Genomic DNA, 26,724 nt, shown 5'->3' with positions numbered 1-26,724 from the left:
CATGTGCCGCCTCTATTCGGCGGCCGGCCGCATCGTCGAGGCGCCGCGCGAGGGAAACTCGGTGACGCGCTTCCACGAGAGTTCATCCGCCTCCGGAGCGGCCGGCGCGGGATCCCGCGTCTCGCCATGACCGCCATGCCCGTGGTGGCCCGCCCCGTCGTCGGCCCGGTTCGGCTTCACCAGCCGCCCGAAGATCCGCCCCACGAGATGGCCGAGATCGTCCATCAGCGTGTAGAGCGAGGGGATGAAGACCAGCGACAGGACGGTGGAGACGAGAAGGCCGCCGATCACCGCGATCGCCATCGGCGCGCGGAACTCGCCGCCCTCGCCCGACGCCATCGCCGCCGGCACCATGCCCGCCGCCATCGCCAGCGTCGTCATGATGATCGGGCGCGCCCGCTTGCGACCGGCGTCGATGATCGCCTCGCGCTGCGGCATGCCGTGTTTCTCCTGCTCCACCGCGAAGTCCACGAGCATGATCGAGTTCTTCGTGACGATGCCCATCAGCATGAGGATGCCGATCACCACCGGCATCGACACGGCGTTCTGCGTGATCAGCAGCGCGCCCACCACGCCGCCGACCGAGAGCGGCAGCGAGGCGAGGATGGTGATGGGCAGGAACACCGAGCCGAAGAGCAGGATCAGCACCACCAGCACCATCATGATGCCCGCGCCCATCGCCGACGCGAAGCCGGTGAAGACCTCGGCCTGGATCTCGGCGTCGCCGACCTCCTGGATGCGCACGCCCGCGGGGAAGCTCTTCACCGCCTCGCCGGCCATGATGTGCTGCGAGCCCTCGCCGATCTCGTGCCCCGGCGCCATCGCGGTGCCGACCTTGACGAGGCGCTCGCGGTCGTAGCGGTCGATCGTCGAAGGCCCCTGGCCGAAGCCGATCTCGGCCACCGCGTCGAGCGGCACCGAGGCGCCGCTCGCGGTGCCGACGCGAAGGCTGCGGATCGCCTCCAGATCCTCGCGCGCGGTCTCCTCCAGCTGGACGCGGATCGGCACCTGCCGCGTGCCGACGTTGAACTTGGCGAGATTGGCGTCGGCGTCGCCGATCGTGGCGACGCGCACGGTCTGCGAGATGGCTTCCGGCGCGATGCCGAGATCGGCGGCCTCGTCGAGCCGTGGCCGGATGCGGATCTCCGGCCGGGCGAAGGAGGCCATGGCCGAGGGGTTGGCGAAGATCGGATCGCGCCGCATCTCCGATTCCAGCGCCGCCGCGGCTTCCGACACCGCGGCGCCGTCTGCGCCGAGAATGCCGACGGAGAGTTCGCGGTCGCCCCGGTCGTTGACGAAGTAGGAGCGAAGATCGGGAATCTCGGCGAGCTTGGCCGTGACGATCGGCTCGAGATCGCCTTGCGTGCGCGTGCGCTCGAACTTGCGTGTCAGGTTCACCGTCATCGCGGCGCGGCGCACCTCCAGCGTGCCGGTGGGCGAGGAGCCGCCGATCACCAGCACCGAACGCACCTCCGGCAGCTCGCGAAGGCTGGCCGCCGCCCGGTCGGTGACGGCGCGCGTCGTCTCCAGCGTCGAGCCCGGCGGCAGTTCCACCGAGACCACGATGCGCGAGGCGTCTTCCTTGGGAATGAAGCCGGTGGGCAGGAGGCCGATCGCCTGGATCGACAGCACGAAGAGCCCGATGCCCGCCGCCAGCGTCACCCAGCGGAAGCGCACGGTGAACCCGAGAAAGCCGGTATAGGCGCGCATCAGCGGCCCGTCGCGCTGCTCGGCCGGGTGCGGACGGTTGATGTAGGCGAAGAGCACCGCGACGATCGCCGCCCCGATCGCGATCGCCATTCCCGCCTCGCCCGCCTGATCGAACGAGACTGGCGGCAGCTCGGCCGCGAGCGGGCGCAGGACGTTGGCGAGCCCGTTCGTCGTCGCCGCGCCCGGCAGCGCCGCGAGCGCGAAGAGCGCGCCGACCGCAAGGCCCGCGAGCGGCGCGAGGATCAGCACATAGCGGCCGAGCAGCCGGCGGAAGCCCGGCCCCTCGTGACGGTGCCGGCGGAAGAAATAGGCCGCCAGCATCGGCGTCACCAGCCGCGCCACGAGGAGCGAGAAGAACACCGCCATCGCCACTGTGAGGCCGAACTGCTTGAAATACTGGCCGGCGACGCCGCCCATGAAGGAGACCGGCGCGAACACCGCGATGATCGTCAGCGTGATGGCGATCACCGCGAGGCCGATCTCGTCGGCCGCGTCGATCGAGGCCTGGTAGGGCGGCTTGCCCATGCCGATGTGGCGCTCGATGTTCTCGATCTCGACGATGGCGTCGTCGACGAGAATGCCCGTCACCAGCGTGATGGCGAGAAGGCTGATGAGGTTGAGCGAGAAGCCCATCAGGCTCATCGCCCAGAAGGTGGGAATGGCGGCGAGCGGCAGGGTGATTGCGGCCACCAGCGTGGCGCGCCAGTCGCGCAGGAAGAGGAGCACCACCACCACGGCGAGGAACGCGCCCTCGCCGAGCGTCTCCATCGCCGATTCGAAATTGCCGTAGGTGTAGGTGACGCTGTCGTCGATGCGCGAGAAGCGCACGTCGGGATGGGCTCGCCCCAGTTCCTCGACCCGCCCCGCCGCGAGATCGGCGACGGTGGTGTCGCTGGCCCCCTTGGCGCGGTAGATCGAGAAGGCAACCACGGGTTCGCCGTCGAGCCGGGCGAAGGAGCGCGGCTCCTCGTAGGCGTCGATCACCGTGCCAAGCTCTTCCAGCCGCACCTGCCGCCCGCCGGGCAGCGCGATGCGGGTGGCCGCGAGGCCGGAGACGGTTGGCGCCGAGGAGAGGGTGCGGATCGCCTGCTCCTGCCCGCCGAACTCGCCGCGACCGCCGGAGAGATCCACGTTGGTGGCGCGCAGCTGCGCGTTGACGTCGGCCGCGGTGATGCCGAGCGCGCCGAGCCGGTCGGGGTCGAGGCGCACCTGTACCTCGCGCGACACGCCGCCCATGCGCTCGACGCGCCCGACGCCCTTGAGGCCCTGCAGCGCGCGCACCACCGTGTCGTCGACGAACCAGGAGAGCTGCTCGGGAGTGAGCCCCGGCGAGGAGGCCGCATAGGTGACGATCGACTGGTTCTCGACCTCGATGCGCTGGACGATCGGCTCCTCGATCGTGCGCGGCAGGTCGGAGCGGATCTTGGCGACCGCGTCCTTGACGTCGTTCAGCGCGCGGTCGGTGTTCACCTCCAGGCGGAACTCGGCGGCGGTCACCGACTGCCCGTCGGTGACGGTGGAGGTGATGTGCTTGACGCCGGTGACGCCGGCGATGGCATCCTCGACCTTCTTGGTGACCTGCGTCTCGAGCTCGGCGGGCGCGGCGCCCGATTCCAGCACCGTGACGGAGATCACGGGCACGTCGATATTGGGAAAGCGGGTGATCGGCAGCGTCAAGAAGGAGACGATGCCGAGCGCCACCAGCACCACGAAGAGGAGGATGGGCGGCACCGGATTGCGGATCGCCCAGGCGGAGATGTTCCAGTTCATCGCGCGGCCTCCGCGGTGAGCGCCGGCGCGGCCGGCACGGGGGTGACGCGGTCGCCGTCGCGCACGAAGGTGCCGGCGAGCGACACCACGCTCTCGCCCTCGTCGACGCCGGTGAGGATTTCCACGTCGCTGCCCGCGGCGATGCCGAGCGTGACGGGCCGCGTCTTCACGATCCCGTCCGCCACCACCTGGACGCTCGCCTTCGCCCCGTCGGCGACCACGGCGGTGCGCGGCAGCACCACGCCGGTGGAGCGCTTCGTCTCCACCACGGCGCGCGCGAAGGCGCCGGTGCGCAGGCCCGGGGAGGGCGGCAGCGCGATCTTCACCCGGCCGAGCCGCGTCGCCGGATCGACCTTCGGCGAGACGAGCCGCACGCGGCCTTCGACGTCGGATCCGTCGGCGGCCGTGACCACGGCGACCTGCCCGACGTCGAGGGCGCCCAGCGCGCTTTCCGACACCTCGGCGTCGAGCTCGACCAGCGCGTCGCGCGCGATCTCGAAGAGGCCGCCGCCGGCGGTGGAGACCACGGCGCCGAGCCGCGCGACCCGCGCGAGCACCAGCCCGTCGGTCGGCGCCTTGATCTCGGCCTTGGAGCGGCGCAGCGCCAGCTGGCGGCGCTCGGCCTCGGCGCTCGCCCGGTCGGCCTCGGCCAGCGCCACGCCTTGGCGCGCCGAAGCGAGACGCGCGTTGGCGGCCGCCGCCGCCGAGACGCGGGTGTCGAGAATGTCCTGGCCGACGATGCCCTTCTCGTTCAGCGAGCGCGTGCGCTGGAGCGCGGTGCCGGCCTCCGTGGCGGCCGAGGCCGCCTCGTCGACGAGCGCGCCGGCCTGCGTGATGCCCGCCTCGGCCCGCGCGATCTGCGTCTCGGCCCGCGCGAGATCGACGTCCACGAGGTCGGTGGCGAGACGCGCCAGCACGTCGCCGCGCTTCACGAGGTCGCCCTCGTCGACGAGCAGCTCCTCGATGCGAAGGCCGTCGACGTCGGCGCCGACCATCACGGTCTCGCGTGGGCTCAGCGTGCCGGTGAGGACCACCTGCGAGACGATCTCGCGCCGGTTCGCCGACACCACGGTGAGGCTCGGCGGCTGCGGCGCCGCGGTCGTCGGGGCGGCGGCATCCGCCGCAAGGGCCGGTGCGGCGAGAAGGAGCGGCACGAGGAGCGCGCCGAGGCACAAGCGGGAGGACATGGCCGAATTCCGGAAGGAGGGCGCGGCGGGGCGCGGGACGAACGAGCGGGCGCGGCGCGGCGCGAGCGGGGCGGAGGTCATGGAATGTGCGGTCGGTGCGGTCATGGGGCCGTGGGCCGCAGCAGGCCGACGAGGACGCTTCGCAGATATGGCGCGATGCGCTCGAGATCGAAGTCGGGCTGCAGTTGCAGGCGCAGGAGCAGGCCGTCGCCGATGCCGAAGATGATCGTCATCACCGCGTCGAGATCGAGATCGGCGGCGATCTCGCCGCTCGCCTGCGCGGCGAGAAGCGCCTCGCGGAACGTCGAGCGCACCTCGCCTTCGATCTCGTGGAAGCGCATCCCGACGGCCGTGTTGCGCAGCGATTCCGAGCAGATCTCGACCATCAGGCCGCCGCTCTCGGGGTCGCGCGCGCCTCTCAGATAGTCCATCGCGACCGCCGTCATGCGTTCTACCAGCGGGCCGGGGCCGGCCATCGCGGCCATGCAGGCCTGCGCGCCGACGCGCTCCTCCTCGGCGATCGCCTCGATGATGGCGTCCTTGGAGGGAAAGTAGCGGTAGAGCGCGCCGGGGCTCATCGCCGCCTCGGCGCAGATCCGTCCCATCGAGGCGCCGTGGAACCCGTGGCGCGAGAAGCAGGCGCGGGCCGCCCGCAGCACGTGCTGGCGGCGGCGGTCGCCTGCACTGGGCGCCGCGGAGGGATCGGGGAAGGCGGGCAGCAGCGACAAGGAAAATCTCCGGTCCGGCGCGCGTCGAGCGAGAGCGAACGATCGTTCTCATAGCCCGATCCCGGCCGTGAGTCGAGTCGCGCAAGGCGGTAGCGTCGGCGGCCGCTCCGTCGGCGGGCGGCAGGAGCGATCGACCGTCGGGCGAGGGCTCCGGGCCGAAACGACGGGATGCGAGGGACTGGCCGGTCACCCGGCGCTCGGCTCAGACGTGCCGCTCGTCGGCGCCGAACGGGACGGTGCTGCGGAAGGCGGCGAGCACGTCGCGCGCCGTCGGATGATGGGCCACTAAGCGTTCGAGGCTGGGGCGCTGCAGCACGGTGAGCGCCCAGAGCAGCCGCCGGACCTCCTCCTCCGCGTCCGACAGGCCCTGCCCGAAGCCATGGGCGCCGCGCGGATCGAGACCGGCCAGCCCGAAGCCCGCCGATCCCCGAGCGGCGGGCAGGCCGGTCTCGATCCACGCGGCGCCCGCGCGCAGGGCGCGGTCCGCGGGAGGAAGGGGAAAGCGGAGGATCTTCATGGCAGGCTGATGGGTCCTCGGGGCCAAGACGAAGGGGTAGACCCGATGTTTATCAGCAGAAGCTTAAGGAATTCACGATGGTTTCGCGCAAGCTTGGGCGTCGCCCCGTGCGACGGCCGATGTCGAGGCCGTGGGGCGGGCACTTCGGGCCGATCGAGCCCGGCGCCTTGCGGGTGAGTGACGCGCGGGCTGCCGAGGGTCCGCCAGCGCCGGCCTGGGTAGGGAGAGGCCGGCAGCGCAGGGTTGACTTGCGCCCGGCGATCGGGCTTTAACGCGCCTCAAATCTTGCGTTCGTTCCGTTCTGCAAACCGCCGACCCTGTCCCTCGCTTCGCCGAGCCGCAGGGAGGTTCCCATCCGCCAGCGAGTTTCGCCCGCGGATGCGTTTCCGTTTGGTGGTTCGTCGGGTTGGATCGGCCGCGATTCGTCCCCATTCTCGGGTTCCGGGTCGTTCCGGTCGGCGAATGGAAAAGGTGTCGCGATGTTCGAATCCCTTCAGGACCGCCTCGGGTCCATCCTGAACGGCCTCACCGGCCGGGGCTCGCTGTCGGATGCCGACGTGGCGGCGGCGCTGCGCGAGGTGCGCCGCGCCCTGCTCGAGGCCGACGTCTCGCTCGAGGTGGTGCGCTCCTTCACCGACCGGGTGCGCGAGAAGGCGGTGGGCGCCGAGATCGTCAAGTCGATCAAGCCCGGCCAGATGGTGGTCAAGATCGTCCACGACGAGCTCGTGGCGACGCTGGGCTCCGACCAGGTGGCGATCGACCTCAACGCGCCCGCCCCCGTCACCGTGATGATGGTCGGCCTGCAGGGCTCGGGCAAGACGACCACTTCGGCCAAGATCGCCAAGCGGATGACGGAGCGCCAGAAGAAGCGCGTCCTCATGGCCTCGCTCGACACGCGTCGCCCGGCCGCGCAGGAGCAGCTGCGCATTCTCGGCGAGCAGACCAAGGTCGCGACGCTGCCCATCATCGCCGGCCAGGGCCCGGTCGAGATCGCCGCGCGCGCCGCCCAGGCCGCCAAGCTCGGCGGCTACGACGTGCTCATCCTCGACACGGCCGGCCGCACCCATATCGACGAGCCGCTGATGGCCGAGATGGCCGAGATCAAGGCGGCGACGCGACCGCACGAGATCCTGCTCGTCGCCGACAGCCTGACCGGCCAGGACGCGGTCAATCTCGCGCGCTCCTTCGACGAGCGCGTCGGCATCACCGGCATCGTGCTCACCCGCGTCGACGGCGACGGGCGCGGCGGTGCCGCGCTGTCGATGCGCGCCGTCACCGGCAAGCCGATCAAGCTCCTCGGCACCGGCGAGAAGATGGACGCGCTGGAGGATTTCCATCCCTCGCGCATCGCCGACCGCATCCTCGGCATGGGCGACATCGTCTCGCTCGTGGAGCGCGCCGCCGAGACCATCGACGCCGACAAGGCGGCCGCGATGGCCAAGAAGATGCAGGCCGGCAAGTTCGACCTGAACGACCTCGCCGACCAGATCGCCCAGATGCAGCGCATGGGCGGCATGGGCGGCGTCATGGGCATGATGCCCGGCATGGCCAAGATGAAGGACCAGATCTCGGCCGCCGGCATGGACGACAAGCTGCTCAAGCGCCAGCTCGCCATCATCTCCTCGATGACGAAATGGGAGCGCGCCAACCCCGACGCCCTCAAGCACTCGCGCAAGAAGCGCATCGCGGCGGGCTCGGGCACCGATTCCGCCGACATCAACAAGCTTCTCAAGATGCACCGCCAGATGGCGGACATGATGAAGTCGATGTCGGGCAAGGGCGGCAAGGGCGCCGGCATCATGGGCAAGCTCATGGGCGGCCTCGGCGCCAAGATGGGCATGCCGCCCGGCCTCGCTGGGGGCATGGGCGGCATGCCCGACCTCTCGAAGATGGACCCGCGCCAGCTCGAGGAGATGGCGAAGGCCATGGGCGGCGCCGGCGGCCGTGGCGGCCTGCCGCCCGGCTTGCCCCCCCTCGGCAAGGGGCTTCCCGGTCTCCCCGGCGGCGGCTTTTCCGGCCTGCCGGGCAAGAAGAAATAGCGTCGGCTCGTCGGCTCTCGTCACCTCGATACATCCACCGACCACGGCGACCCTCCAAGAAGACGCCGGGATCACAAGAACCAAAGGAACGACCCCATGCCCCTGAAGATGCGCCTCGCCCGTGCCGGCTCCAAGAAGCGTCCCTACTACCACATCGTCGTCGCCGACGCCCGCTCGCCCCGCGACGGCCGCTTCGTCGAGACCGTCGGCTCCTGGAACCCGATGCTGCCGAAGGACGCCGAGCGCGTCACGCTGAAGGACGACCGCATCAAGCATTGGCTCGGCGAGGGCGCCCAGCCCACCGACCGCGTGCTGCGCTTCCTCGACAAGGCCGGCATCGCCAACCGCCCGGTGAAGTCGAACCTGACGAAGGGCCTGCCCGGCAAGAAGGCGCAGGAGCGCGAGGCCGAGCGCAAGCAGCGCGAGGAAGACGCCGCCGCCGCCGCCGAGAAGGCCGCCGCCGAGGCGAACGCGCCGGCCGCCGCAGCGGACGAGGCTCCTGCCTCCGAGTAAGACGAAGATTTTACGCTTTCGTCGTAGTCTTCGCGGCGCGTCGGTCCCTCCCGGGATCGGCGCGCCGTTTTCGTGTCCACCGGTCTGCCGGTGCAGCGGGGGTTCTTCGATGCAACGCGACCTCGCCGGCCCGGCGACCGGCCCCTTCGGAGGCACCGCCGACGCATACGGCTTCGATATGTTCGCGCTCGCCCCGGTGCCGCTCTGGCTCGAGGACTGGAGCGCCATCCGCGCGCTGATGGACGAGTGGCGCCGCGCCGGGGTCGAGGATCTCGAAGCCTTCCTCGCCGCCGATCCCTCGCAGGTGCGCCGCTCCGCCGGGGCGATCCGCATCCTCGACGTCAATCCCCGCACGCTCGCCCTGTTCGAGGCCGCGGACACCGGCGAACTCGTCGCCCGCCTCGGCGACGTCTTCGCCGGCGTGATGCTCGAGAACCACCGCGACGAGCTCGTCCAGCTCTGGTCCGGTTCCACCGGATTCACCAGCCAGGCCGTGAACCACACGCTCACCGGCCGCGCCCTCGACATCCAGCTGAAGGGCCGCATCCTGCCGGGCTTCGAGGCGGATTGGAGCCGGGTGCTCGTGGTGACCGAGGACGTCAGCGAGCGCGAGGCCGCGCGGCGCCGGGCCGCGGTGAGCGAGGCCCACGCCCGGTTTCTGTTCGAGCACTCGCCGGTGTCGATCTGGGTCGAGGACTTCTCGCAAATCCACGCCCTCCTGGCGGAGGTGCGCGCCAGCGGCGTCACCGACTTCCGCACCTTTCTCGAGGTCCATCCCGAGTTCCTGACGCGCTGCATGAGCGAGGTCCGGGTCATCGACGTCAACCGGCAGACGCTCACCGTCTTCGGCGCACCGGACCTCGCGACGCTTCTGGCCTCGCTGCCGGAGATCTTCCGCGACCGCCTCGCCCCGCCCTTCCGCGAGGAGCTGATCGATCTCTGGAACGGGCGTCTGACGCAGACCCGCGAGGTCGTCAACTACTCGCTCGACGGCGAGGAGATGCATTTCGTCATGCAGTTCCACGTGCTTCCCGGCCACGAGCACGACTGGTCGCTCGTTCAGGTGGCGCTCACCGACATCACCGCGCGCAAGAAGGCCGAGGCCTATCTCGAATATCTCGGCAAGCACGACGTCCTCACCAAGCTCTACAACCGCTCCTTCTACGCCGACGAGATGAACCGGCTGGAGCGGCGTAAGCTCGAAACCGTCAGCGTGCTCGTGGCCGATCTCAACGGCCTGAAGGGCCTGAACGACCAGCTCGGACACGCTGCGGGCGACACGCTGCTGCGCCGCGCCGGCGAGGTCTTCGCCGAGGCCGTGCGCCTGCCCTGGCACGCCGCGCGCATCGGCGGCGACGAGTTCGCGGTGCTCATGCCCCATGCCGGCGCGGCGGAGGCGGCGGCGCTGCTGCAGACGATCGACGATCTCTGCGTCATCAACTCGCAGTTCCATCCCGGCGAACGCCTGTCGCTCTCGATGGGCACGGCGACGCTGCGCGCGGGCGAGCGGCTGGAGGAGACCGTGAAGCGCGCCGATCTTCGCATGTACGAGGCCAAGCGCCGCCACTATGCCACGACCGGCGATCGGCGCGGCGCGCTTCCCGCGTCCTGAGCCGTCCGGCGGGGCGAGCGGAGGCCGGAGCGGGGCGAGACCGGCTTGACGCGCGCCGACGGGGGCCGCACAGAACGGGCACGCGCCTCGCGCCGCCGCCCTTTTCCGAGCTCCCTTCGAGACTGTTCCCGCCCCCGTGTCCGATCCCGTTTCCGCTCCCGAACCCGTCCTCCTCGGCACCATCGGCGGTGCCCATGGCATCAAGGGCGAGGTGCGCGTCCAGTCCTTCACCGCCGACCCCGAGGATCTCGGCGCCTACGGGCCGCTGCGAGATTCCAAAGGCACCGTCTTCACCGTGGTCTCGGCGCGGGCGCAGAAGAACGTCGTGGTGGTGCGCTTCGCCGAGGTCGCGGATCGCAACCACGCCGAGCGCCTCAACGGCACCGAGCTCTTCGTCGATCGCTCGAAGCTGCCGGCCGAGGGCGAGGAGGAGTTCTATCAGGCCGATCTCGTGGGGCTCGTCGCCCGCCTCACCACGGGCGCGGTGATCGGCGAGGTCGTGGCCTTCCACGACTTCGGCGCCGGCGACATTCTCGAGATCGCGCCGGAGGCGGGCCCGAGCGTGATGATCCCCTTCACCGAGATCGCCGTGCCCGAGATCGACCTCGATCTCGGCTTCATCCTCGTCGAGCCGGTGGCCGCCGGGCTGGAGGGCACGGTGGAGGCGCGCGAGGGCGAGGAGAGCGACGAGGACGGTGCGTCGAGCTAGGGCATTTCCCGTGAAAGCCGGATCGGCTTCCACGACCGGACAATGCGTGGCTCGAGGCCCCGCCCGTCGCGCTTGCCGCGTTGCCACGAGGGCCGTGGACGGCTAATCGCTGCGACGACGCGCTTGGCCGCCCGCTCGGGCCGCCTGTCATCGGGAGAGACGTCATGATCATCGTCGCCGGAACGCTCCAGCTCACCGAAATCGGCCTCGCCTCGCTGCGCGATGCCGCGCGCGCCGTGATCGCGGCGACGCGCGAGGAAGAGGGCTGCATCGTCTATTCCTTCGCCGCCGACCTCACCGAGCCCGGCCTCGTGCGGATCTACGAGGAATGGGAGAGCCGCGAGACGCTGAAGGCGCATGGCGACAGCGCCCATGTCGCGACCTGGCGCGAGGCGCTGAAGAGCGTCGACGCCAAGAGCTCGGAGCTGAAGCTCGTCGAGGTCGCCTCGGTCGAGCCCTTCCGCTGAGCGAAGAGCGGTCCGCGATGCCGTTCCACGCCACGCTCCTGACGCTGTACCCCGAGATGTTTCCGGGGCCGCTCGGCGTCTCGCTGGCGGGCCGGGCGCTGGAGCGCGGCGACTGGCGGCTCGAAACGTTCAACATCCGCGAGCACGGCGAGGGGCGCCATCGCCTCGTCGACGACACGCCGGCCGGCGGCTCGCCGGGCATGGTGCTGCGGGCCGACGTGCTGGCCAGCGCCATCGACGCCGCCGTGCCCGAGGGCGACGCGCGCCCGCGCCTCCTCATGAGCCCGCGCGGGCGCCCGCTGACGCAAGGTTTCGTGCGCGAGCTCGCCGCGGGCGAGGGCGTCGTCGTCGTCTGCGGTCGGTTCGAGGGGGTGGACGAGCGGGTGATCGAGGGCCGCGGGCTCCTCGAAGTGTCGATCGGCGACTACATCCTGTCGGGCGGCGAGATGGCGGCGCTGGTGTTACTCGACGCCGCCGTGCGCCTGCTCCCCGGCGTCATGGGCAACGCGCTCTCGGGCGAGGCGGAGAGCTTCGAGGGCGGGCTCCTGGAACACCCGCACTACACGCGCCCATCGGTGTGGGAGGGGCGCGAGATCCCCGCAGTGCTGCGCTCGGGCGACCATGGCGCGGTGGCGCGCTGGCGCCGGGCCGAGGCGGAGCGCCTCACGCGGGAGCGCCGGCCCGATCTCCTCCTTCCCCGACGCTGACGAGCGACGGCTCTGCATGCAGTGACGGGCATGCAGGGACGGGCATGGTCAAATGGAGGACGGATTCTATCCTTAAGTACCGCGACCTGATTCGCTCTCGCAGCTTGCGGAAAACCCCGTGTTCCCATCCCTGGCCCCGTTCTGGAATGGCGAGATCGCCGGAACGGTGGCGCGTCTGGCCGGGCTGGTCGCCGTGGCCGGGCTCGGGCTCGCCTTCGCGCTGACGCGCATGGGCGACGCGGCGCCGGGCGGGCGCGGCGTCGCCGTTCTGTCGGCCACCGTTCGGCCCGCCACCGTGCTGCCGGTTGCGCCCGCGCCCGTCTCGACGGCTCCCGCGCCGGTCGGGGTCGTCGCCGCGCCGAGCTGGAGCCGGGATCTGGCGCTCGGGACCATGCGCCCGGCGTTCCGGCGCGGCGTGCGGGGGGAACCCGAAGCGATCTGCGAGCGGCTGCGTGCCGCCGGCTGGCCGCTGGGGCGCTGGACCGGGAGCCTCGTCGGCGGTGGGCGCGGCGAATGCGCCGGCCGGCGCGCCTATCCGGCATCCGCGGCGGGACGGCCGGCCACCACGGTCTTCGCGATGCTGCGCGGCGCGGCGCAGTCCCCGGCGTCCGAAGGGCCGGGCGGCAGCGAAGCGCTGCGCGAGATCCGCATGAAGCTGAACCTCCTCGACCCCGGCACGGCGGGGCGCGCGGCGGCGGATGCGGCGGGAGCGCTCGGGGCGGCCTTCGCCGCGCTCGGCTGGGCCGCACCTGCCGGGACGCTCACCCGGATCGCCGCGCTCGAGCCCTTCTCCGGCGAGGAGCGCGGCGTGCGCCTCCGCTTCTGGCGCGAGGTCGGCGACGAGGAGCGCTACAACCTGACCGTCGAGCTGCCGCGCCCGCTCGCGGTTCCCGACGCGACGCGCTTCCTGCCGATCCGGCGCGGCTGACGATCGAAGGGGCGCAAGATCAGCTCTCGCGGCGCGGCGGCACGGGCGACCCGGCGCGGGCAGGGAAGCTGCGTTCGCGCGCCCAGACGATGGCCGCGCTGCGGCGCGTCACCCCGATCTTGCGGTAGAGCGAGGCGACGTGGTTGCGCACGGTGTGGGGCGACAGGTGCAGCGCGGCGGCCATCTCCTTGTCGCCGAGCCCCTGGCAGATCAGGCCGAGCACCTCGCGCTCGCGCTCCGACAGGTCGCCGAGATCGGAGGAGGGGGGCGCGGCGTCCTGCGGCTGGCGCAGCGAGGCGAGCTTCTCGACGATGCGCCGGCTGAACCAGGACGTGTCCGACATCACCGTCTCGATGGCGGTGACGAGCTCGGCCTCGGTGCGCTTGCGCTCGGTGACGTCCTGCAGAGCGCAGAGGGCGCAGTCCTCGCTCCCGATGAGAATGCGCTCGGCCGAGAGCAGCGCCTCGACGCGCCCGCCCTTGCCCGATTTCAGCGACACTTCGAGATCGCTGAGGCTCGGCGAATGGGCCAGCGCGGCGGCGATGCGCGAGGTGGCGGAGGGGCCGCCGTCGAGAAGGCCGCTGCCCTCGCCGAGGATCTCCTCCTTCGGGCGACCGAGGAGATCGGCGAAGGCGTCGTTCACCTCGATGAAGCCAAACGGATCGAGCCGCACGATGGCGGTGGCCGCCGGCGAGAGGCGGAACGCCTTGGCGAAGCGCTCCTCGCTCTGGCGCAGCGAGCGCTCGGCCTGGCGTCGCGGCTCGAGGTCGGCGAAGGTGAAGAGCATCGAGGGCTCGTCGGCGATGTCGATCGGCTGCCCGGCGACGAGGACGCGCTTGTGCTCGCCGCCCGGCAGCGCGAGGTCCGCCTCGGTCTGGGGAATGGTCTCGCCGGCCCGCAGACGCTCGATCGCCTGCTCGCGGTCGGCCGAGCCCGCGAGAATGTCGAGCTCGTAGGCCGAGCGCCCCACCACGTCCCGGCGCTCGAAGCCCGTCATCTCGGTGAAGCCGCGGTTGACGCGCACGAAACGCAGATCCTTGAGCCGGCAGATGATGGCGGGTGCCGGGTTGGCGTTGAAGGCGCTCTCGAACCGGTCCTCGGCCTCGATGCGGGCCGTCTCGTCCTCCACCACCATCACCAGATAGTCGGGCTCGCCGTCGTCGTCGGTGATCAGCTGGAAGCGGATCGAGTGGATGCGCAGGTCGTCCGGATCGTCGGCGGGCACCACCTCGACCAGAACGGGCTCGCTCTTCTCGCCGCGCAGCAGGCGGTCGATGGCGATGTCGCCTTCGATGAGCGGGCTCTTGTCGCGCCGCGCGAGACGGAAGCGTTCGCGGTAGTCGTCGAGATCGCGGCCGAGATCGGCGAGCCGGCCGACGCCGTGCATGTCGATCGCGGCCCGGTTGGCCCAGAGGATCGTCTCGTCGAGATCGATGAGCACGATTCCGTCGGTGAGGCCGGAGATGAGCTGGTGGAGCTGGCGATGGTCGCGTGTCGGCCGGGTCATCGTCTCGAAATCGTCCTCCGCGTCACCCCGGCCCGCGCCGGGCGATCGTCCGCCTCGTGTCCTCTGCCTCATGCCCCCGGCCTCGCGCCGGCGCAACTCAGTCGTGCAACGCGGCGAGCGGAACCGCCAGCACCGAGCGCAGTCCGTCTTCATGCCATTCGTGCCGCATCTCGCCGCCGAGCTGGCCCGAGGCGCTGCGCTCGGCCAGGAGCGTGCCGAAGCCCTGGCGGGCCGGCGGCCCTTCGACGGGCGGCCCGCCGGTCTCGTGCCAGTCGATCTCGAAGCGTCCCTCGCCCGGCCGCGTCTCGATGTGGATGCGGCCCTCCTCGTTCGACAGGGCGCCGTATTTCATCGCGTTCGTGGCGTGCTCGTGGATGATGAGCGCCAGCGCCGTGGCGGCGCGTGCGCCGATCGGCCCGTCGGGCCCCGAGACCGTGAAGCGCCAGTCGCCGCTCTCGGTGCGGTAGGCGTCGAGAAGGGTCGAGAGCAGGCCGTGCACCGTGGTGGCGATCGGCTGCGACCGCGAAGCCGCGGAATGGGGCCGCACGTAGTCGTGCGCCAGCGCCAGGGTGGCGAGCCGCTGGCGCAGCCCGTCGGCATAGGGACGCAGCGCGGGATCGCGCCGCGCCGAGGTGGAGACGAGGCTGCCGACCACGGCGAAGATGTTCTTGATGCGGTGGGCGAGCTCGCGCGCCAGGAGATCGGCCGCCTCCTCCGCCTGCCGGCGCTCGTGGATGTCGAGGCTGATGCCGGCCCAGCGCCGGACGACGCCGGCCGCGTCGCGGATCGGCTGGGCGCGCACCAGCATCCAGCGGTAGCTGCCGTCGCGGCGCCGGAAGGGCATCTCCATCTCGAACGGGTGGCCGCCTGCCAGCGCCGCGCCCCAGGCGGCGGCCACGCCCGCGCGCTGGTCGTCCTGCACGACGCTCATCCAGCCCTCGCCCGCCGTGTCGGCGGGGCCGAGCCCGGTGAACTCGAACCAGTGCGGGCTGGTATAGGTCATCGCGCCGTCCGGCCCGGCGAACCAGACGACCTGCGGCGCCACCTCGATGAGCGTGCGGAAGCGCGCCTCGCTCTCGGCGAGCGCCGCCTCGGCATGCTTCAGCGTGTCGATGTCGGTGCAGGTGCCGAACCAGCGCAGGATCCGGCCCTCGTCGTCGCGCAGCGGCGCGGCGCGCCCGAGCACCCAGCGATAGTCGCCGTCGCGATGGCGCAGCCGGTACTCGATCTCGTAGAGCTCCCCGGTCGCCAGCGACCGGCGCCAGAGCGCGAAGGCCCGCTCGCGGTCGTCGGGATGGAACATCCCGTTCCACGCCTCGCCGTCGGTGGAGCCCCGCGGCACGCCGGTGAACTCGTACCAACGCTCGTTGTAGAAGTCGTGGAATCCGTCCGGCCGCGTCGTCCAGATCATCTGCGGCATGGAATCGGTGAGGACGCGGAACTGCTGGTCGCTCTCGTTGCGCTCGCGCAGCAGGCGCCGGCCTTCCAAGAGGTGCATCACCTGCCGGGCGAGCACCTCGAGCGTCAGCCGCTGCGTGTCGTCGAGGCCTTGCGCGTGGGGCGCGACGTCGAGCACCGTCAAGGCGCCGATCGCCACGCCGTCGCGCGTGACGAGGGGGCAGCCGGCGAAGAAGCGCAAGGGGCCGGCCTCGGTGCCGCGCCGCAGGTCGGCGAAGCGCTCGTCGGCGGTGAGATCGGGCACCACGACGACCCCGCCCCGGTCGAGGATACGGGCGCAGATCGACACGTCGAGCGGGGTTTCGGTGCAGCCGAGGCCGATCTGCGACTTGAACCATTGCCGCTGCCCGTCGATCAGGCTAATCGAGGCCATCGGCATGCGGCAGACCTTGGCGGCGAGCGCCGCCAGATCGTCGAAGGCCGCTTCGGCCTGCGTGTCGATCACGTCGAAGGAGCACAGCGCCTCGGTCCGGGCGGAGCCGTCGAGTTCGCTCATCGCGCCGCCGTCGCCGCGCCCGGGACGCAGCCCAGCTCCAGCGCCCTTCGAGGGGCGCGGGGCTGCGGCGCGCATGGATCGATGCTCATGGAATTTCCGTCCGGCTCTGTCCCGACCTTCCTTCTAAGGGAACCCGACCATTCGCGCGAGCCCGGAACCTACCAGAGGCGCTAGTAGGTTTCGGCTTTACGGTGTGGCGCCGGCGGCTGTCGGGGCCGCATGGGGCGCGGCGGCGGGCGCCTCGGTTTCGGCGCTGGCTTGCGTTCCCGCCGAGGCGGTGTCGAGGCGCACCACCACCGACATGCCCGGCGACAGCTCGGCGATGTCAGCCTGTCCGGGGTCGATGGCGATGCGCACGGGAATACGCTGGGCGACCTTGGTGAAATTGCCGGTGGCGTTGTCGGGCTTCAGCACCGCGAATTCCGAGCCGGTGGCGGGGGCGAAGCGCTCGACCCGGCCGGTGAGTTGGCGCCCGCCCAGCGCGTCGACGCTGAAATGCACGGGCTGGCCGATGCTCATGCCCGGCAGCTGCGTCTCCTTGAAGTTGGCGACCACCCAGACCGCCGAAGGAACGAGGCTGGTAAGCTGCGTGCCCGCCTGCACGTACTGGCCGAGCTTGACGCCGATCTCGCCGAGCCGGCCGGCCTTCGGCGCGGTGACGCGGGTGTTGGCGAGATCGATCTCGGCGAGCTTCACCGCGGCCTCCGCGCCCTCCACCGCCGCTTCGAGCGACTGGCGCGCGACGATCACGGTCTGCAGGTCCTGGCGCGAGACCTCGAGCGAGGCTTTGGACTGGTCGAGCGCGGCGGCCGCCTGGTCGCGGGTGCGGGTGGCCACGTCGAGATCGCTGCCGGGCACGTAGCCCTGGCGGGCGAGCGGCGCAATGCGGGCGTAGTTGGCCTCCGACGTGTCGAAGGCCGACTGGGCGCTCGCCACCGCCGCCCCGGCGGCCGCGACCTTGGCTTCGCCCGATCGGCGCCCCTGCTGCGAGTTGGCGAGCTGCGCTTTCTGGCCGGCCAGCGTGGCGCGCGCCTGCGCCACCTTCTGGGCGAAGATGCGGTCGTCGATGCGCGCGATGAGCTGACCCTCCTCGACGCTCTGGTAGTCCTGCACCGGCACCTCGGCGACATAGCCCGCGAGCTGCGGCGAGATCACCGTCACCTGCCCACGCACGAAGGCGTCGTTGGTGGTCTCGACGCTGGTGGCGAAGGGCGGCAGGCGCCAGGCGTAGAGGATGAGCGCGACGCCGGCGAGGCCGACGGCGAGGGCGACATAGGTGGAAGCTGAGCGGAAGATCGTCATCGGGGAACCTGCGAAGCGGGCAAAATCATGCGGCGGCGGCGGCCGGACGCCGGGCGGCGCGCCAAGCCCTCATGTGGAGGACCGTGAGGTGGACGAGGAGCGCGGCGAGGCCGATCGAGGCGAGCACGGCGACCGCCAGGAAGGCGTCGTTGTAGGCGAGGACGTTGGCCTGGGTGGTGGCCTGCGTGCCCAGCAGCGCCAGCCCCTCGGCCTGTCGAAGCGCGGCGTCCGGCAGCACGCGGGCGTAAGCCGCGCCGAGCTGGGCGATGCGCGCGGCGACGATCGGATCGGAGAGCACTACGCTCTCCGCGATCTGGCTCGAATGGAACTTCTCGCGCACCGTCACGAAGGTGCGGAAGATCGCCGAGCCGACCGCGCCGCCGAGCGACTGGGTGGTGAGGAAGACGATGAGGAAGGAGAGGATGTAATTCATCCCCTTCTTCATCGCCGAGGCGAAGCCGATCGCCATGGCCGGCGGCAGGAACAGAACGCCGGCCGCCGAGATCAGCCCCTGGCTGAGATACATCTGTTCGGGCCGCGTCAGCACGGTGGCGCGCGCGTCCATCAGCGAGCCCGCGATGAGGCAGGAGAGGGCGAGGATGTGGATGTAGGGGGCCCGGCCCGGCCGCACGAAGCAGACGCAGAAGAGCCCGGCGGCGAGCCCCGAGCCGAGCATCACGAGGTAGAGCGTCGTCATCTGCTCGTTCTTCAGCCCCAGCACCTGGAAGAAGCCGGTGGCCCCGCTCGCCTGTTCGGAAAGGAGCAGGCGGAAGAGCAGCAGCGTTCCCGCGAAGTGTAGGATCTCCTTCGAGGTGATCCAGCGAATGTCGATCAGCGGGTTGGCACGGTTGAGCTCCACCACCACGGCCACGGTGAGGCAGGCGACGCCGATCGCCAGCAGCCCGCCGATCCAGGGCGCCTCGAACCACCAATAGAAGGGGCCGACGGTGGCGACCACCGCGGTGGAGCCGAGGCCCACCGCGATGAAGGCGTAGTTCACGACGTCCATCGGCTCGATCACCGGCGTCTTTGGCGGCGAGTTGAGCGGCAGCAGCTTGATGAGCGCGAAGGAGACGAGCGCGAGCGCGGTCTCGAGCAGGAACAGGCCGTTCCAGTCGCCGAGATCGAGAAGGCTCGGCGACACCAGCCGCGACAGCGGCACCACGATCGACAGGTTGGTCATCGCCAGCGACACGCCCACCGTCATCTTGCGCTCGGGCGGGAAGGATTCCAGCATGTAGAGGAAGGCGAGCGAGGACATGGGCGAGGCCGCGACGCCCGCGAAGAAGCGCACCACGATCGCCGACTGGATGTCGTCGACGAAGAGATGCAGCGAGGTGACGGCCACGAAGGCGACGATCGCCCAGGTCGCGAAGGCGCGCAGGCCGAACTGAGCGCGCACCTTGGTGAGGAGCAGCGTCAGGCTGACGTTCGGCGCGAGATAGGCGGCCGAGAGCCAGACCGTCTCGTTCAGCGTGGCGCCGAGCGGCCCCTGGATCTGGTAGAGATTGGCGGTGATGAGGTTCAGCCCGAGCCCCTGCGTCATCGCGATCGCGGTGGAGGCGAAGACGTAGAGCGCGGCGAGCCAGACGGGCTTGGGCACGAAGGGCGCGGGCGCCGGCATCGGCTGGCCGCGGCGGCGACCGGAGGGGGCGGGCGAGCCGTCCGCCATCGTGTCGGCGGGCGCGGCGCCGCCGACCTGCGCGCTCAACGAGGCGCCGGCTGGCGTCTTCGCGCTCTCGTGGTCGGGCCGTTCCTCAAGCATCGCCGTCGCTCCCGGCCAGCGGCGTCTCGACCAGCGACCCTGCTTCGCCCGGATCGGCGTCGCGGAAGTCCAGGTCGATGGCATCGCCGATCAAGCGGAGCACCCCGAGCGCCACCGCCACGTCGGCGCCGGCGCTGCGCGCCAGGATGACATCGCGGATGCGCGAGGAGATCGCGGCCACCGTCTCGGCCTGTCGGCGCCCGTGGGCGGTGAGCGCGACGGCCTTGGCGCGCCGGTCGCCGGCGACGCCCTGGCGCTTCACCAGCCCGATCCGCTCCATGCCGTCGAGAAGGCGCACCACGGTCGGCCCCTCCAGCTCCAGCTCGATCGCCAGCTCGCTCTGGCGCAGCGGCTGGCGGCGCGCCAGCACGGCGAGCGCGCGGGCGCGGGGATAGGTGAGGCCATGGCGCACCACCTCCGCGTTGAAGCGCGTGCGCAGCTTGCGCCCGGTCTGCACGAGGGCGTCCGTGAACTCGGCCTTGAGCTGGGGATCGAGCGTTGGCATGAGGCGGATATAAATAGCGCGCTACCGTTCGGCAAGGCGGGCGCGATCGTCTTTCGCGCGCGTGGGCCAGCTCTTGCCTGCGGCGCGGGACGGGCAGACAAGGGGCGAGCCGATCCGTCATGCGGCTCCGACGGGCCGCCTCTCACGCCACTCCGTCACGCCGCCGGAAGCCCACCCCATGACCGAACCCCTCGCCATGACCGAACCGAACGAGACGGGCCTTTCGGCGCCGCGCGTCACCATCCGCTTCTGCACGCAGTGCCAGTGGCTGTTGCGCTCGGCCTGGCTGGCGCAGGAGCTTCTCTCCACCTTCGGCACCGATCTCGGCGAAGTGGCGCTGGTGCCCGGCACCGGCGGCATCTTCGAGATCCGCTACGGCGACGACGTCATCTGGGATCGGGTGACGGACGGCGGATTTCCCGAGGCCAAGGTGCTGAAGCGCCGGGTGCGCGACCGCATGGACCCCGAGCGCAGTCTCGGCCACAGCGACCGCTGAAGGACGGCACAGCGACCGCCGACGCCGGGATACGGGCTTTCGATACGACGACGCCGCCCTGTCGGAAGACATGACGGCGCCGGACGTCGGGTCGGTCGGGCCAGCCCGACCGGTCTCTCGGCCTACTCGGTGTAGTAGATCACGCGGCGATCGGCCTTCGAGACGATCACCGGGCGATTGCCGTCGGCGTAGAAGTACTCGTATTCCGGGTTCGAGGGCACGGGCGCCAGCGTCACCGTGTTCGGCACCTCATAGCCGTTGACGATCTGACCCTCGACGATGACGGGCGAGGTCGGGTTCGCCACGACGTATTGGCGCACGTCGTCGGGCGCCGAGGCCGCACCGCCGATCACCGCGCCCGCGACGCCGCCGACCACGGCTCCGACCGGCCCGCCCACCAGCGCGCCGGCCACCGCCCCGGTGCCGGTGCCCGCCAGCGTGCCCGTGGCGCGCTCGGCGTCGGAGGAGGGCTCGGTGGTGGTGATGACCGTGGTCTGGGCGAGCGCCGGGCCGGCGAGGAAGGCCGAGACGGCGGAGAGAAGCAGAAGCTTGCGCATGTGAATGGTTCCGAGAAGCGTTGTGTCCCTATGCCGCAAGAACATGCGACCGGGGCTTCCGTTCCGTTCGGTCTCATTATCAACGGGCTTTCGCCCATGATGGGCAAGGCTCGCTGCGAAAGGCGGAGGCATCGCCCTCAGGCGTCGCCCTCGACGGCGATGCGCACCTTGTCGGGATAGAAGGCGAGGTGGCCGGCGATCTCGGCCGCGCCTTCCTTGGGCTGGTCGTAGGCCCAGACGGCGTTCTCCGCGCCGTAGCCGCCGGCCGAGATCGACCAGTAACGCGCTTCACCCTTGTGCGGGCAGGTGGTGCGGCGCTCGCTCTCCTGGAGGAAGGCCATCTCCACGTGGTCCCGGGGAATGTAGTAGACCGGCGGATAGGAGCCCTCGTGCAACATCAGCGCTTCCGTGGTGGAGGCGATCACCGTGTCGTGGAAGAGGATCTGCACGGGACGGGTCTCGTGCTCGATTCGGATGGGGCTCATGGGGTGGGGCTCGCGGACTTGAGAGGAGGGGATCTTCTGCATCAAGCCGGCAGGCGGGCGCGGGGTTCCCGCCAACTTGCCGCAGCCGCCGATGGAACCGGTGGCGAAGGCTCGTCCTGCGGTTGACAATCGCCGGCCGGGCTTGTTCGGGTGGCGCGCCGGACGGTCCGGCCCGGTCACCGATGGAAACGCGCCCCCGATGAGTGCAGCCGATCGACGCGATCATCTGGCGATGCGGCTCGGTGCCGTGGCGCGCGGGCAGCGCGAGGCGCTGCGCGAGGTCTACGACCTCACCTCCGCGAAACTATTCGGGATCATCCTGCGTATCTTGCACGACAGGGAAGAGGCCGAGGACGTGCTGCAGGATGTCTACGTCACCGTCTGGAACCGGGCCGATCGCTACGATCCGGCGCGCGCCAGCCCGGTGACGTGGCTCGCCACGATCGCCCGCAACCGCGCCATCGACCGGTTGCGCGCGCTCGGGCCCCGGCGCGCTGGGGCCTCAATGGAGGACGCCGAGACGCTCGCCGACGAAGCGCCGGACGCACTGTCGCGGCTCGAGGCCGACGATGAGGCGCGGGCGCTCCGGCGCTGCCTGGAGACGCTGGACGCGCGCACGCGCGGCTCCATCGTCGCCGCCTTCTTCGGCGGCGTCACATACGAGGACGTCGCGGCCCGGGAAGGGGTGCCGCTCGGAACCATGAAGAGCACGATCAGGCGCGGCCTGATCCGGTTGAAGGGATGCCTGGGATCATGAGCGCGACGGGCGAGCGGGACGACGAGGCGCTGGCGGCGGAATACGCGCTGGGCGTTCTCTCCGCGCGCGAGCGGCGCGCGGCGGAGCGGCGCATGCGCGAGGACGCGGCCTTCGCCGCCGAGGTGGACGGCTGGACGGCGCATCTGGCACCGCTCGCCGCGACCCTCGCGCCTGTCGAGCCGCCGGCCGGCCTGTGGCGCGCCATCGAGGCCGAGCTGCCGCATGGCGCGTCCGCACCCATCGCCGCGCCCGCCGTCCCCGGCCGCCGCCTCGTCTCGGCGCTCTGGCAATGGCTGGCGGTCGGCGCCTCCGCGGTGGCGCTCGCCAGCCTCGTCGGCCTCGCCGTGATCGCGCAGGCGCCAACGCACGCGTCACCGATGATGACCGCCTCGATCGCGGCGGCCGACGGGCTCCCCCTGTTTACGGCGGTGATCGATGCCGGCACGGGCCAGGCGATGCTCGTTCCCATCCGGGTGGACGCCGCCGGCGGCGTCGTGCCCGAACTCTGGCTGGTGCCGGCCGGCGGCACGCCGATCTCGCTCGGGCTTCTCGACGCCGCGCGCCCGCTGCGCATCGACCTTCGCTCCGGCCACATGGACGACATGGGGATGATGAGCGCGCCGGACGCCGCGCTCGCCGTGTCGATGGAGCCGGCCGGCGGCTCGCCGACGGGCCAGCCCACCGGCCCCGTGGTCGGGCAGGGTCTGCTGCGCTCGGTCTGACCAGCACCGGTCGACTGACGCCAAGCCGCCGAGCGGTGGGATCGGACGGTCGTTTCAAGGCGATTTTTTGGCCGGCGCTCACAAAAACTTGAAAATAACGTTGGGCGCCTGCATCCGCGCCGCTCGGGCCGCTCGTAGCTCCCCTCGATCCTGCCCGGCTCCTCGGGCAGCTCGAACCGGAGATGCCCGATGAATCGCTCGTCCTCGCTCAGCCTCGCCCTCGTCCTCGCCGGATCGCTCGCCGCCTCGTCCGCCGCCTTCGCCAAGGGCCCCGTGATGGTCGGCGGCGCGCCGATGTATGCCAACAAGACGATCGCCGAGAACGCGCCGGAAGCGCCGAACCTGACGACGCTGGTGGCCGCCGTGAAGGCCGCCGGCCTTGTCGAGACGCTGGGCTCCAAAGGCCCGTTCACCGTCTTCGCGCCCACCAACCGCGCCTTCGACAAGCTGCCCAAGGGCACGGTCGCGACGCTGGTGAAGCCCGAGAACAAGGCGAAGCTGACGGGCATCCTCACCTACCACGTCGTGGCCGGCGACTATTCGGCCGCCCGCCTGATGCGCGAGGCCAAGGCCGGCGGCGGCGAGGTGCATCTGAAGACCGTCGAGGGCGAGCCGCTGACCGTGAAGCTCGACGGCCGCAAGCTCGTGGTGATCGACCGCGCCGGCCACGGCGCCACGATCCAGACCCCCGACGTCAAGCAGTCGAACGGCGTCGTCCACGTCATCGGCTCGGTGCTGATGCCGAAGATGGGCTGACCCCTCCCGCCCCATCCCCCGCATCGCATCTTGGAGAGACCCGGACGGCGGATACCGTCCGGGTCTTTTCGCGCCAGAAAGGCGCTTGGCGCGGGTCCGCGATGCTGTAGGGGAAGGGGGATGAACAAGCTCTTCTCGATCCTGATGATCGCGCTCATGGCGGCGCAGATCTGGCGGCCCTTCGGCGTGCCCGGCCTTCGCCGGCGCGGCGACTTCTGGAAGATCGCGCTCGCCGCGATGGTGGTGTTCGGGCTCGATGTACTGCTGCGCCCGCACTGAAGGCGCGCGGAACGGGACCGGAGACCCAGGGGAGAGAAGGGGCGAAGCCGCCGATTTGATCGTCTCCCTTGCCTCGTGTAGGAGACGGACTTTCCCGCCCCGGCCGACCGGACGGCGCGCCGCGCCGCGGGGTTCGACCTCCTCGGCGACATCAGCAAGGCCCCTTCATGGATCGCATTCGCATTCGCGGCGGCAACGCCCTCAACGGCACGATCCCGATCTCGGGCGCCAAGAACGCCGCCCTGCCGCTGATGATCGCCGCGCTTCTCACCGACGACACGCTGACGCTCGAGAACGTGCCGCATCTGGCCGACGTCGAGCAGCTCATCCGCATCCTCGGCAATCACGGCGTCGACTACACGGTCTCGGGCAAGCGCCTCGCCACGAACGCCGGTTCGGGCCGCACCATCCACTTCACCGCCCGCACCATCGTCGACACCACCGCGCCCTACGAGCTCGTCTCCAAGATGCGCGCCTCGTTCTGGGTGATCGGGCCGCTGCTCGCGCGCATGCACAAGGCGCGCGTCTCGCTGCCGGGCGGCTGCGCCATCGGCACGCGGCCGGTGGATCTCTTCATCGAGGGCCTGCAGGCGCTCGGCGCCACGATCGACATCGACGCCGGCTACATCGTGGCCGAGGCCAAGGGCGGGCTCGTCGGCAACCGCTACACCTTCCCGAAGGTCTCCGTCGGCGCCACGCACGTCCTGATGATGGCGGCCTCGCTCGCCAAGGGCGAGACGGTGCTCGAAAATGCGGCGCGCGAGCCCGAGGTCGCCGACCTCGCGCAGTGCCTCAACGCCATGGGCGCGCGCATCACGGGCGCCGGCACCTCCACGATCACGATCGAGGGCGTCACCGCGCTCTCCGGCGCGCGCCACCGCGTGCTGCCGGACCGCATCGAGACCGGCACCTACGCCATGGCCGTGGCGATGGCGGGCGGCGACGTGACGCTGGAAGGCACGCGCTCCGACCTGCTGCAGACCGCGCTCACCGCGCTGCGGGACGCCGGCGCCTCCGTCACCGACACGCCGCATGGCATGCGCATCCAGCGCAACGGCAATGGCATCCGCCCGGTGGACGTCGTCACCGACCCGTTCCCCGGCTTCCCGACCGATCTCCAGGCGCAGTTCATGGCGCTGATGACGCGCTCGGACGGCGTCTCGCACATCACCGAGACGATCTTCGAGAACCGCTTCATGCACGTGCAGGAACTGGCCCGTCTCGGCGCGAAGATCTCGCTCTCGGGCCAGATGGCGCGGATCGAGGGCGTGCCGCGGCTCGTCGGCGCGCCCGTCATGGCGACCGACCTTCGCGCCTCGGTCTCGCTCGTCATCGCCGGGCTCGTCGCCGAGGGCGAGACCACGGTGAACCGGGTCTACCATCTCGACCGCGGCTTCGAGCGGCTGGAGGAGAAGCTCGTCGCCTGCGGCGCCGACGTCGAGCGCATCTCGAGCTGAAAGCCGGGCTCCGGACGCCCGGCGCGGGAAGTGCTTGCATTTTGGTGGGCGAACGCCGATTTAGGGCGGGAATTCACGTTTTGAGGCGCGTGCGCGGCCGGCTTGCCGTCCGACGCCTGACCCGTTCCCCCCGCGGTCCCGGACCTCACGTCCGGGACGCTGTTTTTTCGAGGTGGTCCCGGACGTCATGTCCCGGGCCCCTGTCTTTTCGAGGTTCCGTAGACGCATGGCGAAAGAAGAAGTTCTCGAGTTCCCGGGAGTCGTCACCGAACTCCTGCCCAACGCGACCTTCCGCATCAAGCTCGAGAACGAACACGAGATCATCGCCCACACCGCGGGCCGCATGCGCAAGAATCGCATCCGCGTGCTCACCGGCGACAAGGTGCTCGTGGAGATGACGCCCTACGACCTGACGAAGGGCCGCATCACCTACCGCTTCAAGTAACGGCGGCGCTCCTTATGAAGCCGGCGAGCGCGCTCGTCCTCGCATCCGCCTCGCCTCGGCGCCTCGAACTCCTGCAGCAGGTGGGCATCGAGCCCGAGCGCCTGCTGCCGACCGACGTCGACGAGACGCCGCAGCGGGCCGAGACGCCGCGGGCGCTGGCCAAGCGCCTGGCGCGGCTGAAGGCGATGGCCGCCTTCGAGACGCTGCGCGCCCGCGGCGAGACCGAGGGGCGCTGGACGCTCGGGGCCGATACGGTGGTGGCGGTGGGGCGCGAGGTCATGCCGAAGGCCGAGATCGCGGACGACGCGGTGGCCAACCTTCGCATCCTCTCCGGCCGCACGCACCGCGTCTACACCGGAATCTGCGTGGTGACGCCCGGCGGCAAGACGCGCGAGCGGCTGGTGGAGAGCCGGGTGCGCTTCAAGCGTCTGTCGCGCGAGGACATCGAACGCTACGTCGCGTCCGGCGAATGGCAGGGCAAGGCCGGCGGCTACGCCATCCAGGGCCGGGCCGGCGCCTTCGTGGTGAAGCTCACGGGCTCCTACACCGGCATCGTCGGTCTGCCGCTCTACGAGACCCTGTCGCTGCTCGCCGGCGAAGGCTTCGCGGTTCCCCCGATCGGCGCACACGCGCCGCTGCCGGGCTGACGCGACGTTGAGCGCCAGCGTCGTCCCGCTTCGCCCCCGGCGCCGCTGCCCCGAATGCGGGCGGGTGTCCGATCGCGAGAGCTTTCCCTTCTGCTCGCCGCGCTGCAAGGCGGTGGATCTCAATCGCTGGCTGAAGGGCTCCTACGTGCTGCCGGGGCCCGAGACCGACCGTCCACCGAGCGAGCCCGACGACGAGAGTTGAA

27 protein-coding genes are annotated in these 26,724 nt (G+C 71.0%); 16 read left to right on the top strand and 11 right to left on the bottom strand.

The window, feature by feature from the left end; translation table 11 throughout:
- Positions 1 to 12 precede the first annotated feature (12 nt).
- From GGR04_RS19335 to GGR04_RS19320, 4 genes are all read right to left on the bottom strand, one after another.
- The gene (locus GGR04_RS19335) at positions 13 to 3,480 is read right to left on the bottom strand and encodes an efflux RND transporter permease subunit (RefSeq protein WP_183201569.1); all 3,468 of its coding nucleotides are present in this window, start codon (positions 3,478 to 3,480) and stop codon (positions 13 to 15) included.
- Positions 3,477 to 4,667 carry an efflux RND transporter periplasmic adaptor subunit gene (locus tag GGR04_RS19330; protein WP_183201567.1) on the bottom strand — a complete coding sequence of 397 codons (1,191 nt, stop codon included), beginning with the start codon at positions 4,665 to 4,667 and terminating at the stop codon, positions 3,477 to 3,479. Before GGR04_RS19330 ends, GGR04_RS19335 begins: the two co-directional genes overlap by 4 nt.
- A gap of 101 nt (positions 4,668 to 4,768) precedes the next feature.
- Positions 4,769 to 5,395 (bottom strand): TetR/AcrR family transcriptional regulator, encoded by a 627-nt coding sequence (locus GGR04_RS19325; protein ID WP_246393404.1) that lies wholly within the window; start codon positions 5,393 to 5,395, stop codon positions 4,769 to 4,771.
- Positions 5,396 to 5,597: 202 nt separating this feature from the next.
- The gene (locus tag GGR04_RS19320) at positions 5,598 to 5,912 is read right to left on the bottom strand and encodes a hypothetical protein (protein ID WP_183201565.1); all 315 of its coding nucleotides are present in this window, start codon (positions 5,910 to 5,912) and stop codon (positions 5,598 to 5,600) included.
- A 479-nt stretch (positions 5,913 to 6,391) separates the two neighbouring features.
- Here GGR04_RS19320 and ffh point away from each other — a divergent pair, with 479 nt between their 5' ends.
- From ffh to GGR04_RS19285, 7 genes are all read left to right on the top strand, one after another.
- On the top strand, positions 6,392 to 7,951 hold the full coding sequence (gene ffh, locus GGR04_RS19315; RefSeq protein WP_183201563.1) for a signal recognition particle protein: 1,560 nt from the start codon (positions 6,392 to 6,394) through the stop codon (positions 7,949 to 7,951).
- Between the two features lie 96 nt (positions 7,952 to 8,047).
- Positions 8,048 to 8,464 carry a 30S ribosomal protein S16 gene (rpsP, locus tag GGR04_RS19310; protein WP_183201561.1) on the top strand — a complete coding sequence of 139 codons (417 nt, stop codon included), beginning with the start codon at positions 8,048 to 8,050 and terminating at the stop codon, positions 8,462 to 8,464.
- Positions 8,465 to 8,573: 109 nt separating this feature from the next.
- The gene (locus GGR04_RS19305) at positions 8,574 to 10,076 is read left to right on the top strand and encodes a sensor domain-containing diguanylate cyclase (protein WP_210291885.1); all 1,503 of its coding nucleotides are present in this window, start codon (positions 8,574 to 8,576) and stop codon (positions 10,074 to 10,076) included.
- Positions 10,077 to 10,212: 136 nt separating this feature from the next.
- Positions 10,213 to 10,785, top strand: coding sequence for a ribosome maturation factor RimM (gene rimM / locus GGR04_RS19300; RefSeq protein ID WP_183201559.1), 573 nt, complete (start codon positions 10,213 to 10,215; stop codon positions 10,783 to 10,785).
- 164 nt (positions 10,786 to 10,949) lie between these two features.
- Positions 10,950 to 11,252 (top strand): putative quinol monooxygenase, encoded by a 303-nt coding sequence (locus GGR04_RS19295; RefSeq protein ID WP_183201557.1) that lies wholly within the window; start codon positions 10,950 to 10,952, stop codon positions 11,250 to 11,252.
- A 17-nt stretch (positions 11,253 to 11,269) separates the two neighbouring features.
- Positions 11,270 to 11,959, top strand: coding sequence for a tRNA (guanosine(37)-N1)-methyltransferase TrmD (gene trmD, locus GGR04_RS19290; RefSeq protein WP_183201555.1), 690 nt, complete (start codon positions 11,270 to 11,272; stop codon positions 11,957 to 11,959).
- 118 nt (positions 11,960 to 12,077) lie between these two features.
- The gene (locus GGR04_RS19285; RefSeq protein ID WP_183201553.1) at positions 12,078 to 12,887 is read left to right on the top strand and encodes a DUF6030 family protein; all 810 of its coding nucleotides are present in this window, start codon (positions 12,078 to 12,080) and stop codon (positions 12,885 to 12,887) included.
- Positions 12,888 to 12,906: 19 nt separating this feature from the next.
- Here GGR04_RS19285 and GGR04_RS19280 read toward each other — a convergent pair whose 3' ends face one another.
- The 5 genes from GGR04_RS19280 to GGR04_RS19260 all read right to left on the bottom strand — a co-directional run bounded on the left by GGR04_RS19280 (position 12,907) and on the right by GGR04_RS19260 (position 19,920).
- Positions 12,907 to 14,394, bottom strand: a complete 1,488-nt coding sequence (locus GGR04_RS19280; protein ID WP_183201551.1) for a helix-turn-helix transcriptional regulator — start codon at positions 14,392 to 14,394, stop codon at positions 12,907 to 12,909.
- A 97-nt stretch (positions 14,395 to 14,491) separates the two neighbouring features.
- Complete coding sequence (locus tag GGR04_RS19275; protein WP_210291884.1) at positions 14,492 to 16,348, bottom strand: PAS domain-containing protein; 1,857 nt, start codon at positions 16,346 to 16,348, stop codon at positions 14,492 to 14,494.
- Positions 16,349 to 16,534: 186 nt separating this feature from the next.
- Complete coding sequence (locus GGR04_RS19270) at positions 16,535 to 17,650, bottom strand: HlyD family secretion protein (RefSeq protein ID WP_183201547.1); 1,116 nt, start codon at positions 17,648 to 17,650, stop codon at positions 16,535 to 16,537.
- A gap of 25 nt (positions 17,651 to 17,675) precedes the next feature.
- Entirely contained in the window at positions 17,676 to 19,274 is a 1,599-nt protein-coding gene (locus tag GGR04_RS19265) for an MFS transporter (RefSeq protein WP_183201620.1), read from the bottom strand.
- Between the two features lie 133 nt (positions 19,275 to 19,407).
- Positions 19,408 to 19,920, bottom strand: a complete 513-nt coding sequence (locus GGR04_RS19260) for a MarR family winged helix-turn-helix transcriptional regulator (protein WP_183201545.1) — start codon at positions 19,918 to 19,920, stop codon at positions 19,408 to 19,410.
- A gap of 178 nt (positions 19,921 to 20,098) precedes the next feature.
- Here GGR04_RS19260 and GGR04_RS19255 point away from each other — a divergent pair, with 178 nt between their 5' ends.
- Complete coding sequence (locus tag GGR04_RS19255) at positions 20,099 to 20,416, top strand: Rdx family protein (RefSeq protein ID WP_246393401.1); 318 nt, start codon at positions 20,099 to 20,101, stop codon at positions 20,414 to 20,416.
- Positions 20,417 to 20,538: 122 nt separating this feature from the next.
- Here GGR04_RS19255 and GGR04_RS19250 read toward each other — a convergent pair whose 3' ends face one another.
- The gene (locus GGR04_RS19250; protein WP_183201543.1) at positions 20,539 to 20,973 is read right to left on the bottom strand and encodes a DUF1236 domain-containing protein; all 435 of its coding nucleotides are present in this window, start codon (positions 20,971 to 20,973) and stop codon (positions 20,539 to 20,541) included.
- Between the two features lie 137 nt (positions 20,974 to 21,110).
- Positions 21,111 to 21,458, bottom strand: coding sequence for a DUF427 domain-containing protein (locus GGR04_RS19245; RefSeq protein WP_183201541.1), 348 nt, complete (start codon positions 21,456 to 21,458; stop codon positions 21,111 to 21,113).
- Between the two features lie 232 nt (positions 21,459 to 21,690).
- Here GGR04_RS19245 and GGR04_RS19240 point away from each other — a divergent pair, with 232 nt between their 5' ends.
- From GGR04_RS19240 to yacG, 8 genes are all read left to right on the top strand, one after another.
- On the top strand, positions 21,691 to 22,215 hold the full coding sequence (locus tag GGR04_RS19240) for a sigma-70 family RNA polymerase sigma factor (protein WP_246393398.1): 525 nt from the start codon (positions 21,691 to 21,693) through the stop codon (positions 22,213 to 22,215).
- Complete coding sequence (locus GGR04_RS19235) at positions 22,212 to 22,937, top strand: anti-sigma factor (protein ID WP_183201539.1); 726 nt, start codon at positions 22,212 to 22,214, stop codon at positions 22,935 to 22,937. Before GGR04_RS19240 ends, GGR04_RS19235 begins: the two co-directional genes overlap by 4 nt.
- A gap of 189 nt (positions 22,938 to 23,126) precedes the next feature.
- Positions 23,127 to 23,693 (top strand): fasciclin domain-containing protein, encoded by a 567-nt coding sequence (locus GGR04_RS19230; protein ID WP_183201537.1) that lies wholly within the window; start codon positions 23,127 to 23,129, stop codon positions 23,691 to 23,693.
- A gap of 120 nt (positions 23,694 to 23,813) precedes the next feature.
- Entirely contained in the window at positions 23,814 to 23,972 is a 159-nt protein-coding gene (locus GGR04_RS19225; protein ID WP_183201535.1) for a hypothetical protein, read from the top strand.
- Between the two features lie 167 nt (positions 23,973 to 24,139).
- A complete protein-coding gene (murA, locus tag GGR04_RS19220) occupies positions 24,140 to 25,429 on the top strand; it encodes a UDP-N-acetylglucosamine 1-carboxyvinyltransferase (protein WP_183201533.1) in 1,290 nt (429 codons plus the stop codon).
- 226 nt (positions 25,430 to 25,655) lie between these two features.
- Positions 25,656 to 25,874 carry a translation initiation factor IF-1 gene (gene infA, locus GGR04_RS19215; RefSeq protein WP_062011982.1) on the top strand — a complete coding sequence of 73 codons (219 nt, stop codon included), beginning with the start codon at positions 25,656 to 25,658 and terminating at the stop codon, positions 25,872 to 25,874.
- Positions 25,875 to 25,888: 14 nt separating this feature from the next.
- Positions 25,889 to 26,521 (top strand): Maf family nucleotide pyrophosphatase, encoded by a 633-nt coding sequence (locus tag GGR04_RS19210; protein ID WP_183201532.1) that lies wholly within the window; start codon positions 25,889 to 25,891, stop codon positions 26,519 to 26,521.
- A gap of 7 nt (positions 26,522 to 26,528) precedes the next feature.
- Complete coding sequence (yacG, locus tag GGR04_RS19205; RefSeq protein ID WP_183201531.1) at positions 26,529 to 26,723, top strand: DNA gyrase inhibitor YacG; 195 nt, start codon at positions 26,529 to 26,531, stop codon at positions 26,721 to 26,723.
- Position 26,724 lies beyond the last annotated feature (1 nt).

The sequence above is a fragment of the Aureimonas pseudogalii genome (assembly GCF_014196835.1).
GTDB lineage: Bacteria > Pseudomonadota > Alphaproteobacteria > Rhizobiales > Rhizobiaceae > Aureimonas > Aureimonas pseudogalii.
The sequence above is the reverse complement of the archived record's forward strand: the minus strand, read 5'-3'. Positions and strand labels throughout refer to the sequence as shown.